The 17,874-nt window shown below is 49.2% G+C and carries 16 protein-coding genes; 7 read left to right on the forward strand and 9 right to left on the reverse strand.

Annotated elements, in window-relative coordinates:
• Positions 1-509 precede the first annotated feature (509 nt).
• A complete protein-coding gene (locus QZN42_RS08450; RefSeq protein ID WP_296956515.1) occupies positions 510-1,298 on the reverse strand; it encodes a putative hydro-lyase in 789 nt (262 codons plus the stop codon).
• A gap of 1,022 nt (positions 1,299-2,320) precedes the next feature.
• Between QZN42_RS08450 and QZN42_RS08455 the strand changes: the two genes are divergently transcribed.
• From QZN42_RS08455 to QZN42_RS08470, 4 genes are all read left to right on the forward strand, one after another.
• Positions 2,321-3,598 carry a Na+/H+ antiporter NhaC family protein gene (locus tag QZN42_RS08455; protein WP_296956518.1) on the forward strand — a complete coding sequence of 426 codons (1,278 nt, stop codon included), beginning with the start codon at positions 2,321-2,323 and terminating at the stop codon, positions 3,596-3,598.
• A 230-nt stretch (positions 3,599-3,828) separates the two neighbouring features.
• Entirely contained in the window at positions 3,829-4,218 is a 390-nt protein-coding gene (locus QZN42_RS08460) for a thioesterase family protein (RefSeq protein WP_296956520.1), read from the forward strand.
• A gap of 109 nt (positions 4,219-4,327) precedes the next feature.
• The gene (locus QZN42_RS08465) at positions 4,328-4,927 is read left to right on the forward strand and encodes a GNAT family N-acetyltransferase (protein ID WP_296956522.1); all 600 of its coding nucleotides are present in this window, start codon (positions 4,328-4,330) and stop codon (positions 4,925-4,927) included.
• A gap of 385 nt (positions 4,928-5,312) precedes the next feature.
• The gene (locus QZN42_RS08470; protein ID WP_296956523.1) at positions 5,313-5,492 is read left to right on the forward strand and encodes a hypothetical protein; all 180 of its coding nucleotides are present in this window, start codon (positions 5,313-5,315) and stop codon (positions 5,490-5,492) included.
• Positions 5,493-6,369: 877 nt separating this feature from the next.
• On the opposite strand, the gene QZN42_RS08475 is transcribed toward QZN42_RS08470, so the two are convergent.
• Positions 6,370-7,281 carry a 4Fe-4S cluster-binding domain-containing protein gene (locus QZN42_RS08475; RefSeq protein ID WP_296956524.1) on the reverse strand — a complete coding sequence of 304 codons (912 nt, stop codon included), beginning with the start codon at positions 7,279-7,281 and terminating at the stop codon, positions 6,370-6,372.
• A gap of 446 nt (positions 7,282-7,727) precedes the next feature.
• Between QZN42_RS08475 and QZN42_RS08480 the strand changes: the two genes are divergently transcribed.
• Together QZN42_RS08480 and QZN42_RS10165 are read left to right on the forward strand one after the other, a co-directional pair.
• A complete protein-coding gene (locus QZN42_RS08480; RefSeq protein WP_296956527.1) occupies positions 7,728-9,122 on the forward strand; it encodes an NCS2 family permease in 1,395 nt (464 codons plus the stop codon).
• Between the two features lie 147 nt (positions 9,123-9,269).
• Positions 9,270-9,341 carry a putative holin-like toxin gene (locus QZN42_RS10165; RefSeq protein ID WP_363916564.1) on the forward strand — a complete coding sequence of 24 codons (72 nt, stop codon included), beginning with the start codon at positions 9,270-9,272 and terminating at the stop codon, positions 9,339-9,341.
• 238 nt (positions 9,342-9,579) lie between these two features.
• Here the strand turns inward: QZN42_RS10165 and QZN42_RS08485 are convergent, their stop codons facing one another.
• The 7 genes from QZN42_RS08485 to QZN42_RS08515 form a co-directional block, all read right to left on the reverse strand.
• A complete protein-coding gene (locus QZN42_RS08485; protein WP_296956530.1) occupies positions 9,580-10,389 on the reverse strand; it encodes a D-alanyl-D-alanine carboxypeptidase family protein in 810 nt (269 codons plus the stop codon).
• A 147-nt stretch (positions 10,390-10,536) separates the two neighbouring features.
• Positions 10,537-10,926 carry a four helix bundle protein gene (locus QZN42_RS08490; RefSeq protein ID WP_296956531.1) on the reverse strand — a complete coding sequence of 130 codons (390 nt, stop codon included), beginning with the start codon at positions 10,924-10,926 and terminating at the stop codon, positions 10,537-10,539.
• 242 nt (positions 10,927-11,168) lie between these two features.
• On the reverse strand, positions 11,169-12,230 hold the full coding sequence (locus tag QZN42_RS08495; protein ID WP_296956532.1) for a tetratricopeptide repeat protein: 1,062 nt from the start codon (positions 12,228-12,230) through the stop codon (positions 11,169-11,171).
• An 81-nt stretch (positions 12,231-12,311) separates the two neighbouring features.
• Complete coding sequence (locus tag QZN42_RS08500; RefSeq protein WP_296956534.1) at positions 12,312-13,181, reverse strand: 2-oxoacid:ferredoxin oxidoreductase subunit beta; 870 nt, start codon at positions 13,179-13,181, stop codon at positions 12,312-12,314.
• Position 13,182: 1 nt separating this feature from the next.
• The gene (locus QZN42_RS08505; RefSeq protein WP_296956536.1) at positions 13,183-14,931 is read right to left on the reverse strand and encodes a 2-oxoacid:acceptor oxidoreductase subunit alpha; all 1,749 of its coding nucleotides are present in this window, start codon (positions 14,929-14,931) and stop codon (positions 13,183-13,185) included.
• 843 nt (positions 14,932-15,774) lie between these two features.
• Positions 15,775-16,170 carry a HEPN domain-containing protein gene (locus QZN42_RS08510; protein ID WP_296956538.1) on the reverse strand — a complete coding sequence of 132 codons (396 nt, stop codon included), beginning with the start codon at positions 16,168-16,170 and terminating at the stop codon, positions 15,775-15,777.
• A gap of 16 nt (positions 16,171-16,186) precedes the next feature.
• Positions 16,187-16,528, reverse strand: a complete 342-nt coding sequence (locus QZN42_RS08515; RefSeq protein ID WP_296956541.1) for a nucleotidyltransferase domain-containing protein — start codon at positions 16,526-16,528, stop codon at positions 16,187-16,189.
• 629 nt (positions 16,529-17,157) lie between these two features.
• On the opposite strand from QZN42_RS08515, the gene QZN42_RS08520 reads away from it, so the two are divergent.
• Positions 17,158-17,544 (forward strand): four helix bundle protein, encoded by a 387-nt coding sequence (locus tag QZN42_RS08520; RefSeq protein ID WP_296956544.1) that lies wholly within the window; start codon positions 17,158-17,160, stop codon positions 17,542-17,544.
• Positions 17,545-17,874: the final 330 nt, after the last annotated feature.

The following is a 17,874-nucleotide window of genomic DNA, read 5'->3' on the forward strand; positions in this document are numbered from 1 at the left end:
CTCCTCAATGCCGCATAAAACATCCCAGTATACTTTGGAATGCAATAATGCAGATTTCATCGGAGCTGCCAGGTTATTTAAGGGTGCGAAGTTTGAGCTAATAGGTAACAGGTAATGGTTCATAAACCGTTATGCCGAAAGGAAACTGACTATCGGAAAACTGTACATTGGGGTTAATAGTTCATCGTCCGAGAAACTCTATACCGGAAGGAAACTGTTTATCTGGAAAACCATACATTGAGGTTAATGGATAATCGTCCGGGGAACTTTATACCGAAAGAAAACTGTTTGTCCGGAAGCTGTACATTGGGGTTAATGAGTATTCGTGCCATGATTGGATTGGCCCAATAAAAAAATAGCGCTGCATCAGCAGCGCCACCTCCCCGTACCCCGAACCCCGAACCCCGAAATCTCGCTATTGACAAGACCGGGGCGTGCCGGGATGAGGCTGACTCCCGAAAACCGTATGAGACTCAAAACAAGGTAACTACAAAGTGACTCTGATAAATTCACATAATCGCCAGCGACGAATTCGGGATATCGGTGATAAACATATGGCCCGGTGCATGGGTGATCATGATATCCGGTTTGACAGTCATGGCTACCGCCTGAGGTGTCACGCCGCAGGCCCAGAAGACCGGCACTTCCCCTTCCCGGATTTCAGAAGGTTCGCCGAAGTCCGGTTTATCGATATCTTTGATGCCGATTCCTGCCGGATCCCCGAAATAAATCGGTGCCCCATGAACGTAGGGCATGCGGGTGGTAATCTGCACAGCCCTGATAGCATCGGCCGGTTTCATAGGCCGCATGGAAACAACCATAGGTCCGTGGAAGACACCCGCCGGAACGCACTGGATGTTCGTGATGTACATGGGCACATTGTGACAGTCCGTGATATGCCGCACGTCCAGACCATCTTCAATCATAGGACTTTCAAAGGAGAAAGAGCAGCCCAGGAGGAAGGCCACGAAATCATCCTGCCAGTAATGTTCCAGATTGATGACTTCATCCACCAGTTCCCCTTTTTTATAGACACGATACTTCGGGATATCGTAGCGAAGATCTGCCCCCGGCGCTGCGATGACCGGTACAGGACTCCCTGCTTCCGTCACATCAAGGACCGGGCAGGGCTTTTTATTTCTCTGTGTAAAAAGCAGGAAATCAAAAGCCAGGCTCTTTGGCAGGATGGCCATATTCGCCTGCGCATACCCGTCACACATGCCGCTCGTCTGGCGGACCAGCTCCCCGGTGCGGAAAAGCGCACGAGCCTCCGCCGGTTTCATTTTACTGTAATCCATAAGTAACCCCTCCTCACACAAAAAGGCGGCCCGGAACGGGACCGCCTTTAGTCATTTATGCTACTCTTAATATAAACCTTTGGTAACGATAAGTAAAGGAAATTATTTTGAAATTTAGAAATAAACTGAAATACACTTTGTAATAACGGGTAATGGGTAATTGTCTGTACTATTATTCCGAAAGAAAACTGTATGTCTGGAAACTGTACATTGGGGTTAATGGGTAATGGGTAATCGTTCGTGAACTGTTCTACTGAAAAGGAACTGTCTATCCGAAAGCCGTTCATTGGGGTTAATGGTTAATTGTCCGTGAACTATTATTTCAAAAGGAAACTATCCATCCGATTACTGTACATCGAGGTTAATGGGTAATTGTCCGCTAAACTTTTATTTGGAGGAAACTGTCCCCCTGAAAGCTGTTCATTGGGGTTAATGGTTCTTCGTGCCATTTGAGGATTGGCCCCATATATATTCTGCGGCCGTCAGGCCGCCACCTTCACGAACCACGAATCACGAATCACGAAATCTCGATAGCGACAATATCGGGGCTCGCCGCGGTAAGGCTGACTCACGAATACCGTATGAGACTCGATTCACAGTAACTGCCAGAAGCCTCAATGAAAAATCCCATACATACTCGTGCCGCGGGAGCGGCACACCTTCCCGACAGCCCCGATATCCCCGAGATTCCCGATCATTCCCGATTCAAAAGTTCTTCATCCTTCAGTTTCTCATTTATGATTCAATTGAAATACTCCCCGCACCATTTGAGGATTGGCCCCATATATACTGTGCGGCCGTCAGGCCGCCACCTTCACGAATCACGAATCACGAAATCTCGATAGCGACAATATCGGGGCTCGCCGCGGTAAGGCTGACTCACGAATACCGTATGAGACTCTATCCACAGTAACTACCAGAAGTCTCAAAAAAAATATGGCCGCCACAAGAAAGAAACAGTTTTTCTTTGCGGCCGTGACAGACTATAATAGGTACAACTTCGAAGGAAAGGAGGAAATCCCATGGCCCTTGCCACTCTTGGTTTATTTATTGCAGGTCTCATCATCTGCCTGTCCCTGGGGCTGCCGCTCATTGCGGCCCTGTCTTTCGGCTACCTTCTTTTCTTCCTTTACTGCCTTCGTTACGGCTTTTCCGCAAAGAAAATCGCGACCCTCACGGCCGGAGGCATCTGGTCGGTACACAAGGTGCTCATGGTTTTCTTCCTCATCGGCATGCTCACCGCCTCCTGGCGGGCGTCGGGCACCATCCCCTATATCGTCGCTGCGGCCGGTGGTTTTATGAAGCCGGAAATATTTCCTCTCGCCGCGTTCCTCCTGAATTCGGGACTATCCCTCCTCATCGGCACTTCTTTTGGAACCGTAGCCACCATGGGCGCCATCTGCATGTCCATAGGAAATATGATGGGCGTCAATCCCATGATTACGGGAGGAGCCATCCTGGGCGGATTGTACGTGGGCGACCGGTGCTCGCCTCTTTCCACCTCCGCTTTAGTCGTTGCTGCCATTACGAAAACGGAATTCTACGACAACCTTCGCCGCATGTTCCGGAGTGCCCTCCTGCCTTTTGGTATTTCCTGCCTTATTTATATGGGACTGGGAATTTGGGCCGGTGCAGAAGGCGCCCCGGCGGATACGGCCGCCCTTTTTGAAAAGAGCTATGTTTTGACTCCCCTGCTTCTCCTCCCGGCAGCCGTAGTCATCATCATGCCTCTTCTGAAAATTGACGTGAAAATCACCATGAGTACAAGCCTGATTCTGGCACTCCTTCTGTGCGTTTTCGTTCAGCATATGGATATTTCCACCATTCCCGGTCTGCTCATTTCAGGCTACCGGGCAGGTGACCCCGCCCTTTCCCACATGATGAACGGAGGAGGCATGGTTTCCATGATCATGCCTGCCTTTACCGTCGGTATTTCCTGTTCCTATTCGGAAATCCTCCAGCAGACGGACCTCCTGAAGAAAGTGAAATCCCTTATTTCCGGATTTCTCATGAAAGGAGGAAAACGCTTTACATTTATCGTGGTTGCCGCCGCTTCCGCCATGGTCACCTGCAACCAGACCCTGAGCTCCATCCTCACTCAGCAGCTCTGTGATGAAATCGTGACCGACAGGGAAGATATGATGATTGCCATTGAAAATACCACCATCGTCATGGCAGCCCTCATCCTTTGGTCCATCGCCTGCTCCGTCCCTCTCTCCACGCTCGAAGCCCCCACAGCCTCCATCCTCTTCGCCTGCTACCTCTACCTGCAGCCGCTCCTGGGGTGGAAGTTGAAATAAGCCGGGCACTTTCTTCCCAAATTCCTATTATCCCCTGTTTGAACTCGTATTCCGTGACAGAGGCCTGCACCTGAATCCGGCAGCAGGCTTTTTTGATTTTCCATTTTATTTATTGAAGAGAAGCTTTCCCCGTGGTATGGTTAATATTATTAAACAGCCCTTCCTTTATATGGTGACTGCTAAGCACTTCATTTATCGTTTTGAAAAATCAATTGCAAAGGAGCAAAACTATGATAGTCAAAGGCATGACCGGACAGATTGTAAGAAAAGTAACAGAAGAGGATACGGCGAAAGTCGTACGGAGCGGGTCCCTGCCCGTACTGGCTACGCCCGTCCTTTCGGCAGTCATGGAAGAAGCAGCCTGCAAAGCTCTGGCCTCCCACCTTTCAGGAAATGAAACAACCGTGGGCGGTTCCATGAACCTCATCCACAAAGCACCCACCCTTCCCGGCCATACCATCACTGCCACTGCCACCGTTTCTGACGTGCAGGGAAAGAAAATCACCTTCCAGATCGTGGCAGCCGATGAAAATGGAGATATCGGGGAAGCCATTCATGAAAGATTCCTGGTGAATGGTGTGAAATTTATGGAAAAGGCGGAAAAACGGGAGAAAAAATAATAGGCCCTATCGCTATTTCAAATTTGTAAATTGTGAACCGTGATCCGTGGTCCGTGTCGGTGGGCCGCCTCAAAGATAAAAGCGGCCCTTATATAAAGAGGATTTCACTATGGAAATCGATAAACAAATTCACTTCCGCATCGCTTCCGAGAGTGATGCATCTTCCCTTCTTTCCATCTACGCTCCTTACGTGGAAAAGACGGCCATCACCTTTGAGTACGATGTGCCGTCAGTGGAAGAATTTCAAAGCCGCATCAGGAATACCCTTCTCCGCTATCCCTATGTGGTGGCAGAGAAAGAGGGAAAAATCCTGGGCTACGCCTATGCCGGACCCTTTCACCCTCGGGCTGCCTATGAACATGCGGTGGAACTCTCCATGTATCTTTCCGAAAAAAGCCGCCATCAGGGCATCGGAAAAATCCTTTTGAAGAAACTCATGGACATCCTTGCCCTGCAGCAGGCCTACAACTTTGACTCCTGCATCGCTTATCTGGACCATGAAGATCCATACCTTCCCATGGACAGCTTCCATTTCCACGAAACCCTTCACTTCCGCCTCGTGGGACGCTTCGAAAAATGCGGCTGGAAATTTGACCGCTGGTACGACATGATCTGGATGGAAAAATGCCTCCCCCACCCCGAAAAACCGGAGCCTTTCCTTCCATTTCCAAAAATCCGGGATAAAGCAGAAAAAATATTGAATCAATAAGAAAACCGGCAAGTCTGCAAATCTCCCCTCCTGACCTGGGGCAGGTGGAATTTTCACGCGAATGTTTTTCATCAATCATCGAGACAAGGATACCCGTCAGCATGACTACCCCCCTCTGCCCCTGGTCAGGGGAAGTCCCGAACGAAGTCAGGACAAGGGGTCGTACTTCCTTTCTCAGCGCTATTGACTCATACCCGTAAAAACTCCCGCCCCATCGGTGCCGCTATCTCCATTTGCTACTTACCTCTTACCGCTTCTATTTCTAATGAAAATATAATAAAATAAAATTCTATTTTTGTACTATATAGTCAGAGCAGCGAGAAAGAGCTCTGGTGAAATTCCTCACAAACCTGAATGTACAGTATCGATCGAAACGGGCGGAGGGATGAATCCAATTAATTTCCTCAAAGCTCATTGCGCGCAAGAAAAAATCAAAAACGAAAACCCCGGTCGAAAGACAGGAAATCCCGGAATTACACAGTTCCCATACGACGTGACACTGGTCGGCCACCTCTGGTATACGGCAGCTCCGTCCCTGTGTGTCATTTGTCAGTTTTATGGATAGAGTCAATTTCGATTTTCGGATGGCGGATTTGGGATTGCGGATTGCGGGAAGGTGGCGCTGCTAAGGCAGCGCCAATTTTTTATTGGGGCTTTGCACAGGCGGGTTGAAAGACCAAATGTCTCATCCCCTGCAAATCGAAGTCGTCCCGCGTCCCCTGCGTGGGAAGCTCCCGAACGAAGTGAGGGTGAAGGGGGCGGTCTTTCCCGCATGTCGAAACTGGCTCAGAAGATTTCATGCGTAACGTATTTTCCGGAGTCATAAAACGACATGCCCCAATAGATTCTTTTTCGAGATTTCGGGGTGCGGGATGCGGGGTGCGGGAAGGTGGCGCTGCTGAGGCAGCGTCGATTTTTTATTGGGGCTTTGCACAGGCGAGTTGAAATCCCGTTCAGGTCGAAACGCTCCCTCCTCCCGAGTCCGGGGAGGTCCCGGAGCAAAGCGGAGGGGAAGGGGTTGTACGATCAGATCTACAGGAACTGGCTCAGAAGATTTCATGCGTAACGTATTTTCCTGAGTCATTTGTCAGATCATGCGGTTTGAGGCAGCTTCGGTATCCGGGATTAGCCTCAAAACGACATGCCCCGATAGATTCTTTTTCGAGATTTCGGGGCGGTCGGGATGATCGGGGTGATCGGGAAGGTGGCGCTGCTAAGGCAGCGCCGATTTTTTATGGGAATTTTGCACAGGCGGGTTGAAAGACCAAATGTCTCATCCCCTGCAAGTCGAAGTTATCCCGCGTCCCCACGAGGGGAAGCTCCCGCGAAGCAGGTGTTGCGGGGCGGTCTTTCCTGCTTGCCGAAAGTGACTCTTTCCATTCTTGCGCAGGGAATAAAAAAGACTATGTGTCATATGTTATGACCACATAGTCTCTTTTTTATTATTCCTTCGCCGCTTCCAGTACCCCTGTCCCGTCGAAGGCGGGGATGAAGTTTGCATTGGACGATGCTTTCTGCTGCACGTAGCCGTCTTCGATGGCGAGGGCCTCCATGTAGCTTTCACATTCCTCGTATTCTTCGTCCGTAATGGGCCGGTTGATTTCAGGAAATTCCGAAGCCCTGCCCCAGGGGGTGTACTGGCGCATGAGGCTGAAGAGCACGTCGCCGGGCTCGAAAGTTTCCGCTACGTATTCCAGCACCCGTTTCGTATTTTCTACCTGTCCCGGAAGGATCAGGTGGCGGATGAGGACCCCCTTCTGCAGGATTCCGTCCGAATCCAGCTGATAGGGCCCCGTCTGGCGGAACATCTGCTCAATGGCCGCCGTGGCCACTTCGAAATAGTCCGGCGCATTGCTGTAGCGGGCCGCCGCTTTGGCATCCGCATATTTCAGGTCCGGCAGCCAGCACTGGACCTTCTTTCGCAGAAAAGCTACGGTGTGCACGCTTTCATAGCCTCCGCAGTTATAGACCACCGGCACCGGCAGCGGTTCACGGAGGCTCTGGAAAATAGCGTGGGTGTACTGGGTGGGCGTGACGAGATCGATATTGTGGGCCCCTTGGGCTATGAGTTCGAAATAGATTTCCCGGAGTCTTTCTACCGATACTTCGATGCCCTTTCTCATTTCCGATATTTCATAATTCTGGCAGTACACACAGGAGAGGTTGCAGCCCGCAAAGAAGACCGTCCCGGCTCCCCGCGTTCCCGCGATGCAGGGCTCCTCCCAGTGATGAAGCGCGGCCCGCGAAATGACCGGCAGCATCCCGCACCGGCAGTACCCCAGCTTTCCCTCATCCTTTATGGAAATCTTCCGCTCCACCTTGCACTTCCTGGGGCAGATGTTGCATATAGACATAATAACTTTCCTCTCAATAAAATCATAACCACTTTTGAATCGGGAATGTCGGGGCTGACGGGAATCATTTCGGGACTATCGGAAAGGATATGGTTTCCTGCGGAAACCAATTTTATATAGTGTGCTCCGCACACGGTCTTCGACTCTCAAGGAAACGGAATTAGCCGTGTCTGTGCACATCCCCCTTATAAACTCGCGCCGCCGATGCGGCGCCACCTTCCCGATCACCCCGATACGCCCGATATTCCCGAGACCCCCGATTCAAAAGTTTCTACACCCTATAGTTTCATTTCCATGCTCCATAGTACCATTCCTATTATAATTACTACTTATTCTACCACACAAATCCTCTATAAAAATTCATTGATTCAACGAAATAAAAATCATATAATGATAATATAATTCATTTTATTTCTACACGGTAGAAAAGAGAGAGGAAGGGTATTATGGAAAACGAATCAGGTCTTCTCGAGAGGATTTTCCACCTCAAAGAGAACGGCACTACGGCGAAAACGGAAATCATGGCCGGTATCACCACCTTTATGACCATGGCTTATATCCTGGCCGTCAACCCCAGTATTATGAGCATCACCGGTATGGATAAGGGTGCAGTCCTGACAGCTACGGCTCTGGCCGGTTTCATCGGCACCATGTGCATGGCCATCATGGCCAACTACCCCTTTGCCCTGGCACCGGGCATGGGCCTCAATGCATTCTTTGCCTTTACCGTTGTAAAACAGATGGGTTACTCCTGGCAGATGGCCCTGGCTGCCGTCTTTGTGGAAGGTCTCATCTTCATCGTACTGTCCCTCACCAACGTCCGTGAAGCCATTTTCAATGCCATTCCGGTGAACCTGAAAAAAGCAGTATCCGCCGGCATCGGTCTCTTCATTGCCTTCATCGGTCTTGGTTCCGCATCCATCATCGTAGCCAATCCGGCCACAAAGATTTCCCTCTTCTCCTTCAAAGGAGCCCTGACGGCAGGCACCTTTGCCACCACCGGCACTCCTGTAGTTTTAGCCCTGATCGGTGTCATTTTCACAGCCATCCTGATGGTGAAGAAAGTGAAAGGCAATATCCTCTGGGGCATCCTTTTCACCTGGCTCCTCGGCATCCTCTGCGAACTCACCGGTCTTTACGTACCAAATCCGAAACTGGGCGCCTTCAGCACCCTGCCGAATCTTTCCGCCGGCATTGCTGCCTTTGCTCCCCAGAGCATTTCTCCCCTTCTCTTCGAACTGGATTTCTCCCAGATTGCTACCTTCAATTTCGTAGTCGTCCTCCTGTCCTTCCTCTTCGTCGATATTTTTGATACCATCGGTACCCTGGTGGGCGTTTCTTCCAAAGCCAATATGCTGGATGAAAATAATAAACTCCCTCACATCAAAGGTGCCCTCATGGCCGATGCAGTCGCTACTTCCGTAGGCGCGCTGATCGGTGTATCCACCACCACCACTTACGTAGAAAGCGCATCCGGCGTATCCGAAGGCGGCCGTACCGGATTAACTGCCACCACAACCGCCATTCTTTTCCTCCTTTCCATTTTCCTTTCCCCGATTTTCATGGCCATTCCCGCCTTTGCTACCGCTCCTGCCCTGATCACCGTAGGCTTCCTCATGTTCACCGCAGTCACCGGAATCGAATTCAATGACCTTACCGAAGCCATCCCCTGCTACTTTGCCATCATCGCCATGCCCTTTGCCTACTCCATCGCAGAAGGCATCTCCTTCGGCATCATCACCTACACCCTGATCAATATCCTCACAGGACACAAAGACAAAGTCAGCGTCCTCATGATGGTTCTCACAGTCGTCTTCATACTGAAGTACATACTCCTTTAAGAAATAAAACCCAAAAGAGGGCCCGTCAGGGTCCTCTTTTATTTGGGAAATATGGAAATAGAATCTCTTTTCCGTTCTTCCGTCTTATGTTATAATCTGACCGAAATAGTCAGGTAAAAGGCTTCCCTCTTCGGAGGGGGTGATCATATGAGTACTTACGAAGTGCTTACGCTGCTGATACCATTCGGCATACTGATCGCCACAATGATGAAAAAGTAATTTTTCTCCATTGAAAAAAGCCTTCCCGTAAGGCTGCGGAGGCTTTCTTCAACTTCTACTATATTTGAGGGAGCCAATCCTCTTGCCTGGGGAATATTACCGGCTATCCCTTTCTATTTGATAGTGTACCACATTTATTCAAAAGTAACAGAAAAATTTCCATTGCACAGCTTCATCTTAAGCTGTGCTTTTCTTTTTATTGCCCTGTCCGCCGGTCCCGACAGTATGCCGGCAATGGCTATTTTTTCAAAGCAAATCCATAATCCAGCAATTGTGCCGCTTCTTTAAATCTTGTCTCCCCATCTCTGGAGTGCATGATGATAACGATCAGTTCTTTATTATCACGAACCGCCGAAGCGGCCAGGCACCCTGCGGCAGCCCGGGTATAGCCTGTCTTGATGCCGGTAGCTCCCTTATAGGAATAGAGCAGTTCGTTACTGTTCATGAAGGAGTAATTTTTCCGGGGATATTCATAGTGAACGGTCTTTGACCGGGTACCCACGATGCGGCGGAAAGTCCTGTTTTCCATGGCATAACGAGCCAGGCGCGCCATGTCCTCAGCCGTAGAGTAATGGTTTTCATCAGGCATCCCATTGGCATTAGTGAAGTGAGTACCTGTCATGCCGAGAGTTTTCGCTTTTTCATTCATCATATCCGTAAAAGCGGAGAGACTTCCGGAAATATTTTCCGCAATGGCTGTGGCGGCTCCGTTATCGGAGATGAGCATAAGCTGGTTCTGCAGATTATCCAGGGTGATCCATTCCCCGCCGGAAAGCCAGGTAGATTCCACATCCGCCGCATTTCGGCTGACTTTGATGGTTTTATAGGGATTTGCCTTTTCAATGGAAAGGATACAGGTCATCATCTTCGTCATGGAAGCCGGATATTCCTTTTTACTGCCGTTTTTTTCATAAAGGATTTTACCGCTTGCTGCATCCATGATAACTGCCGAATCAGCTGTAATTTCCGGAGCTTTCGGTCCGGCTGCGAAAGCAGGCATAGCGGAAACGGTGATAAGGATGACCAGAGTGAGTGATTTGAATTTCATTTTATTTCCTTGTTTTTATACGACGGATTGGGGATTGCGGGAAGGATATGGTTTCCTGCGGAAACCAATCTTTTTATATAGCGGCCTTCGGCCGCTTCATCAGGCGCACACAATTCATATAGTGCGCCTTTTTAATTATCCTTACCGCTAAAATTCTCCATACTCTGTTTGATTTTTCTTTTTTAACGATGATATTAACGAATTAAGCATACGTCTAATTCTACCACATAATTCGAGTGGTTTTTCTACCTGTTCTTTTGTAAAATATCCAAGCCTTACTCCAAGAAGTAATTGTGTGTGAATTTCAGAATTGGAGCCTTTGGCAAAACTCAGAAAGCGTATATAATCTCCAGTAGCCGAACGGCTCTGCCCCTCCGCAATATTCGATGGAATAGAAACAGCAGCCCGTCTCATCTGGTCTCCCAATGCGAATTTTTCTTCAGATGGAAGCTTTCTGGTCAGTATATAGACCATCTCTGCCAAATCCATGGATAGATGCCATACGTCCAGATCTTCATAAGTACGAACAGTTCCCATTGTATTTCCTCCTCTGTACCACATCATAAATTATGATTTCATTATACTCAAAGGCTCTGGTTAATTAAAGCTTTCTTTCACACACGATCAGAATCCACAAGCCTGTGCATAAGCCCCATATATACTTCGTTGCCGCATCAGCGGCAACACCTTCCCCCAATCCGCAATCCCCAATCCCCAATCCGCCCATCAAAAAACTGCCCCGCACTACATGCAGGACAGTTTTTATTATTCAGCAAATCTCACGCCAGCTCGTAATCATAATCCTCTTTCAGTATCTGAATCGCCCCGGGATCCCCTTTCATAGCTGCCCTTATGAGGAGGTTCATGGCTGCTTTTTCGTCTTTTTCTCCACCTTCACCGGCGGCCAGTGCGCAGGCGTAGTGGGTCATGGCGAAGGGGATGCCTCCATCGGAGGCTTTTTTATAGAGCCTTACGGCTTCTTCGATGTTTTCATCCACCCCGATGCCTGCTTCGTAGCAGAGGCCCAGATGGGCGGCTGCCACGAGGGAGCCGTTGCCGACTGCCCTTTTGAAGGCTTCGAAGGATTTTACATCATGATCTTTGAGATTTGTCGCATGACTGTAGGCAATTCCCAGCCGGAGGAAGACTTCTTTATCTCCCAGGGCTTCTGCTTCTTCCGCCATGCTCCAGGCCTTGCCGGGATCCACTCTTCCGGCTTCGCCGGTGATGTATTCGCTGCAGGCCACTGCCAGGAATACGCGGAGCGTCGTATCTCCGTCAGGGTCTCCCGCTTCCCGGCCTTTCCGGATCCACATTTCTGCGGCGGTCAGATCCTTACGGGCACTTTCACCCTGGGCGTAGAACATGCCTGTCATGAGCATGGCACTGCTGTCTCCCCGCTCGGCAGCCAGGAGATAGTAGTTGAAAGCCCGGTCCGGATTGACCTTGCCCATGATTCCTTCATCATACATTTTTCCAAGGAGAGACGCTGCTTCCGCGCTTCCTTCATCGGAAGCGTTTTCCAGTGCCCTCCTGGCTTTTCTCGGATTCGGTCTTGCGCCGTTGATACCCCGGAGGTAGAGCTTTCCAAGCGAAAGACTGGCTTCGGGGATTTCATATTCCACCCCGATTTTGTAGCAGTTCTCCGCTTTCTCCTCACTCTTCTCTACACCGTCGCCGGCTTCCCACTGCTGACCCAGTGAGTAGATTTCCAGCGCTGCTTCATAGGCACCCATATTGGCTGCTTTTTTGAAATAGGTGACTGCATTCTCCGGATCATCCATCCGGAGGCAGTCCTGTCCCATGGAGTAGTAATATTCCATCATTCTGTCAGATGCCATAATAGTCCTGCTCCTTTTGGGCGGATTTCGCCCGAATGGCTTTGTGCTTCCGGTTTCCCTTCCCCGCAAGCGATCAAAGCATTATCTGAATTCTTTGCACAGAGAGTCAAAGAGTTCTGCAGTCGGTTTCTGTACGTATTCCGTGAGGTTGATATCCTTGGACGGAACGATTTCACCGAATGGAATTGCATCCTTTTCTTCATAGATGACGCCGGTTACAAGGCTGTCGGTCTCAGCGAGGAGGTGCATAGCCTGGGCCTTGCTGGACGGATCATAGTCTTCACCGCGGACGTCAGAAATCTTCTTCAGATGTTCGTTGTACCACTGAACGGTATTGAAGTGGTTGAAAGTTACGCAGGGGGTGAAAATATTCACATAAGAGAATCCTTTGTGTTCCACTGCCTTCTGGATGATATCCACCAGATTCTTTCCGTCGATAGCATACGCCTGGGCCACGAAAGTAGCGCCGGCTGCGATAGCCATGGAAGGAGCATCGAGCGGAGTCATGGGGTTTCCGTCCGGAGTGGTCTTCGTTACGAAACCCTTGGAGGAAGCCGGGGAAGTCTGGCCCTTGGTCAGGCCGTATACCTGGTTATCGAAAACGAGGTAAGTGATATCCATATTTCTCTTCATCGCATGCATGGCATGACCCAGGCCGATAGCATAGGAGTCACCATCGCCGGAGCAGACGATCATATGGGTATCTTTATTGGCACATTTGATACCCTGGGCAAAAGGCAGAGCTCTGCCGTGGGTGGTATGAGCGCCGTAGCAGTACTGATAGCCGCCGATACGGGAAGAACAGCCGATACCGGAAATCAGGGTGATGGATTCATTAGGCCAGCCCATCTTTGCGCAGACAGCGGAAATAGCATTCTGGATACCATAGTCGCCGCAGCCGGGGCACCAGTTCGGAACAATCGTATTTTTATAATCTCTCGGTGAAGCCATTTCAGAAGACCTCCTTAGCTTTGTTCACGATAGTTGAGGTAGTAAACGGAGTGCCGTCGTACTGAAGGAGGGACAGCAGTTTGTCATGGCAGTCAAAGTGAATCGCAAAGAGTTCACGAAGCTGCGCGGTGAGATCTTCTTCTACAATGAGGACCTTCTTCGCCCCTTCGATGTAAGGACGGAGAGCTTCGGTCGGGAATGGAGAAAGCAGGCGGAGCTGGAGATGGTTGACTTTCTTTCCTTCTGCTTCCAGTTCTTCTCTGGCTTCTTCCAGTGCACCATTGGTGGAAGTCACGCCGATCATGAGGAGATCCGTATCGGTTTCTTCATGAGCCACAGTGAACGGCTGGATGGCGGAAGGAACACCGGCGAATTTTCTGTGACGTTTTTCCATTTCCATCACACGGTCGCCCTGGCCTTCAGCCGGTTTGCCGAATACATTGTGCTCCAGGCCCGTGGAGAGGAACATACCATTCTTCACACCCGGGATGGTTCTCGGGGAAATACCGTCTGCCACATCTTCGAAACGGTGGAAATAAGCCTTCTTCTTCGTATCCAGTTCCGGCAGACCTTCGGTGACCAGCTTGCCGCGGTTGATACCGATCCGGTTCAGGTCGAAAGCCGGTACAGACTGTTTGCACATACCAAACTGCAGGTCGGAAAGAACGATGACCGGAGTCTGGAATTCTTCAGCCAGGTTGAAAGCTTCCTGGACGATATAGTAGCAGTCTTCGATAGAAGAAGCTGCGAGGACGATCTTCTCAGCATCGCCATGGCCGGAACCGATGGCATAACGGATATCACTCTGTTCCACCTTCGTAGCCATACCGGTAGAAGGACCTGCACGCATCACATCGATGATGACTACCGGAATTTCTGCCATAGCTGCCATGGAAATGGATTCAGCCATCAGGGAAAGCCCGGGGCCGGAAGTAGCGGTGAATGCGCGGACACCGGCATAGCCTGCGCCCATAGCCATCATGCAGGAAGAAAGTTCATCTTCCGTCTGAACCACAGTCCCATGAATCTTATGAACCACCTTGATCATATATTCCATGATTTCAGAAGCCGGAGTGATGGGGTAAGAAGCCATGAAACGGGAACCTGCGGAAATGGCGCCCAGAGCAGCCGCTTCATTGCCCAGGAGGTACAGCTGATCCTTCTTCGGAGGAGTTGCCAGCTTGCCCAGTTCCACACCGTGCATGGCAGAAATGGCCGTATCATAGCCATCCTTGAAAATCTGCTTATTCTTGGAAATAATTTCCTCGCCCTTCTTGGCAAAACGGTCAGCGATGAACCCATAGAAAGGAGCTTCCGGGAAACCCAAAACGCCCGCACTCATACCGAGAGCTGCGATATTCTTCATCTGCAGGCTGCCGTACTTCTTTGCCATTTCCGTAATCGGCAGAGCCAGCACCATACGGCCCGTATGCGCCTCAAACTTCGGATGGAACGCATCATCAGCGATGATGACGCCCCCCTCCGGCACTTCCTTGCCGTGAAGATCGATGGTTTCCTGATCCAGAGCCACCAGGCAGTCCACATGCTCGCCAATGGTAGCCACTTCCTTCGTCGCAATGCGCAAAGCAATGGTCGTATGACCACCCTTGATACGGGATGCGAAAAGGCGCTGGCTGAAAAGGGAATACCCCTCCTGCGCCAGTACGCGGCCCAGAATTTCACCGCAGGACTCAACGCCCTGCCCCTGCTGGCCGCCCATCTTCCAGATAAAATCACGTTTTGTTTCCACTTCATCTGCCTCCTTGCTGCGATGAAAAAGGGAATAAAATATATGTGGTGAATCATTAAAAGACACACTTACACATTGATTATTATAACATAAGCAGGTTGCCCATAGTAATAATTATTTCTGATTGAGCTAGAAATATTACGCATGTGCGTTAGAGGAGTAAAGGAAATAAAGGCTTTTAATCCAAAAGGAAACCATAAGATGAAAAGCCTTTGTTTCGGGATTGTCAGGGTTCATTTCGGGAATCTCGGGGATGTCGGGAAGGTGCGGCGCAAATTCATGGGCGCCGCAAGTATAAATATTTAACTGGAAAATATGGTATCAACACATATAAGGCTAACTGCCAAACCATCAGCATGCTATCTCTCTATCGGAAAATGGGGCCTCCCCGAAGTGCGGGGAGATGGCCCAAAGGGCCGGAGGGGATGTCAGGCAGGCACATGTCGGAAATGACGGAAATGGTACAAGCGCAGGGTTCGCTGCAAGGCACATATGAGGCTAATTGATAAAAGATATTGGTGCCAAAAGACTCTATCGGAAAACACCAGTCCCTCCTCGAACAGGGATCCGCGAATGCGGCTGGGAGGACGAACCTGTCGGAATGCCGGCCTTCTCTCGTCATCAATCATAAAGCATGAAAAATCTGTCAGAGGCACAGGCAGAATGATTACCGTCCTCCCGGAAGATGGACTCTGCTGTCAGGATTTCACATGCCCTGGACATTATGAAGAAATAGAAGCCATCCCACGCAGGAATCACATCACCACGCTCTCCTGAATTCATTCGTACAAATTCATAAATAGCAAAAACCACGGATGGCCGTCCGTGGTTTTTTCGTGTCAGCTATAGACCTTCTTTATTTGCGTTATTCAACCGTGTAAGCAGATATTGACTGATACGTTGACTCAATTGTTCCGCCCGGGTATATTGTTCTTGCGCCTCTTCTCTTGAAACAATAAAAAAATCAGAATAGTCCGTATTATTCCGTATCTGAAATGCCTGACTCAAGTATTTCGAATACTCCTTTTCAAAAACACCGGATTTAATATAGGTTCTTTGGAAATAAGAAATCACTCCGGCGTGTTTTTTAAAATCAACTCCGTCCAAGGCCAGGATGGCACGAACAGCCGTGAACATGGCATAATATGACCGGCTCACAGAATCCTTATAGATTCCATTATCTAATAAAATCCGGGCAGAACGAAGTTTTTCATCTGCCATGGACAAGCGATATTTCATCAGTTCAATCCTGTGATCAAGCAACAATCGTCACCCCTTCTCGATCTATATTCCGATAATAGGGCAGATCATCTTTGAATTTCACATATTCCTCATAGGGAATGACGGTCGGAGAAATGATGATGCCATAGTCGACTTCCAGATCTGAAGAAAAGTCCCAGACTTCTTTCAATTTTTCCTGCAAATCCGCCCGCTCGCCATGAACGATGGCAACGATATCAATATCCGAATCTTCCGTATGATCACCACGGGCAAAGGATCCATACAGTATGATCTGGACAATGGACTTGCCATAGACCTTCTTATATATCGAGACGATCTGCTGCAGAATCTGATGGAATTCAGCTGTATCACACATATGGCTCACGCTCCTTTCAATCGACCGGTTACCTATATTATAGCATGGGAATCATAAAAAATAGTGGTAAGTGATAAGTGGCGGGCATACTTTACTTAATATAATCCGTTACACTTTCAAGGTCATTCTTTTTCAATGACCATAAGCGGTTCGTGATTATCGTGACTCTCGTGACTATCGTGGCGGTGGCGCGCATCAACATTGGAAAGCGCGCCCTTTTTATATGGTTGTCCCAGTCATGTTACCCATCATATATAAGGGGCCGCTTCATGAATTTGTCGCGGCCCACCTTCACGACAGCCACGAGCCACGGCAGCCACGAAACGCTTACAGTCAGTTCATCATAATGGCCGGAAAGTCTTTCGGGATTTTTTACATGGATGTCCCTGCAGCAGGACTCACATTACTTAATCTAATCCAATAAACTCTCAAGGTCATTCTTTTTCAATGACCATAAGCGGTTCGTGATTATCGTGACTTTCGTGGCTATCGTGGCGGTGGCGCGCATCAACATTGGAAGCGCGCCCTTATATATTTTATTTCTCATATTATTGCTCTTTTCAACATTCACGTTTTTCATTAGAATAAAAGTAAATAGTTCTGTACAGTCTATAGAAAGGAGCCTGCTTATGAACCCTATCCGATCATATTTAGATCTTGACGTATATAACGTTGCCATGCTTGAGGCAAAAGTCGTTTATAAGCTTATCGATAATCTCCCCTCCAGGGAGAGAAACAACCTGGTGGATCAATTAATGAGAGCAGTCACTTCTATTCCATCCAATATTTCCGAGGGCCAAAGCAGAGCTTCTACCAAAGAATTTCTATATTTCCTGTCTATTGCCAAAGGCTCTAATTCCGAAGTACAGACACAAGTAACTTTAGGGGCCAGACTTGGATATTTCCCAATGGAAGACGTTCATACCGCTCTTACCTTAAATAAACGAGTAGGTCAAATGCTGAATGCTCTCATGAAGAAATTAGAGTGGAAGCAGCAGATGGAAGGCAAAAATTAGTAAATCCGGTTTCTGTGATAATTGAATAAAATTATAAAAGGGGGCCGCTTCATGAATTTGTCGCGGCCCACCTTCACGACAGCCACGAGCCACGGCAGCCACGAAACGCTTACAGTCAGTTCATCAGAATAGCCCGAAAAGTCTACCGGGATATTCTTTTGCCCGAACGTCTTTCCTCGCACCATGTTCGCATCGGCCCCATACATACTCGCGCCGCATCAGCGGTGCCTCCTTCCCGCACCCCGCTCCCCGTTTTCAAAATTCCACAAAACGTTCCCCGCACCATGTTCGCATGGGCCCCATAAAAACTCATTGCCGCCTCAACGGCAA

This window comes from uncultured Dialister sp. (assembly GCA_900314595.1).
In the GTDB taxonomy this organism is placed as follows: Bacteria; Bacillota; Negativicutes; order Veillonellales; family Dialisteraceae; genus Dialister.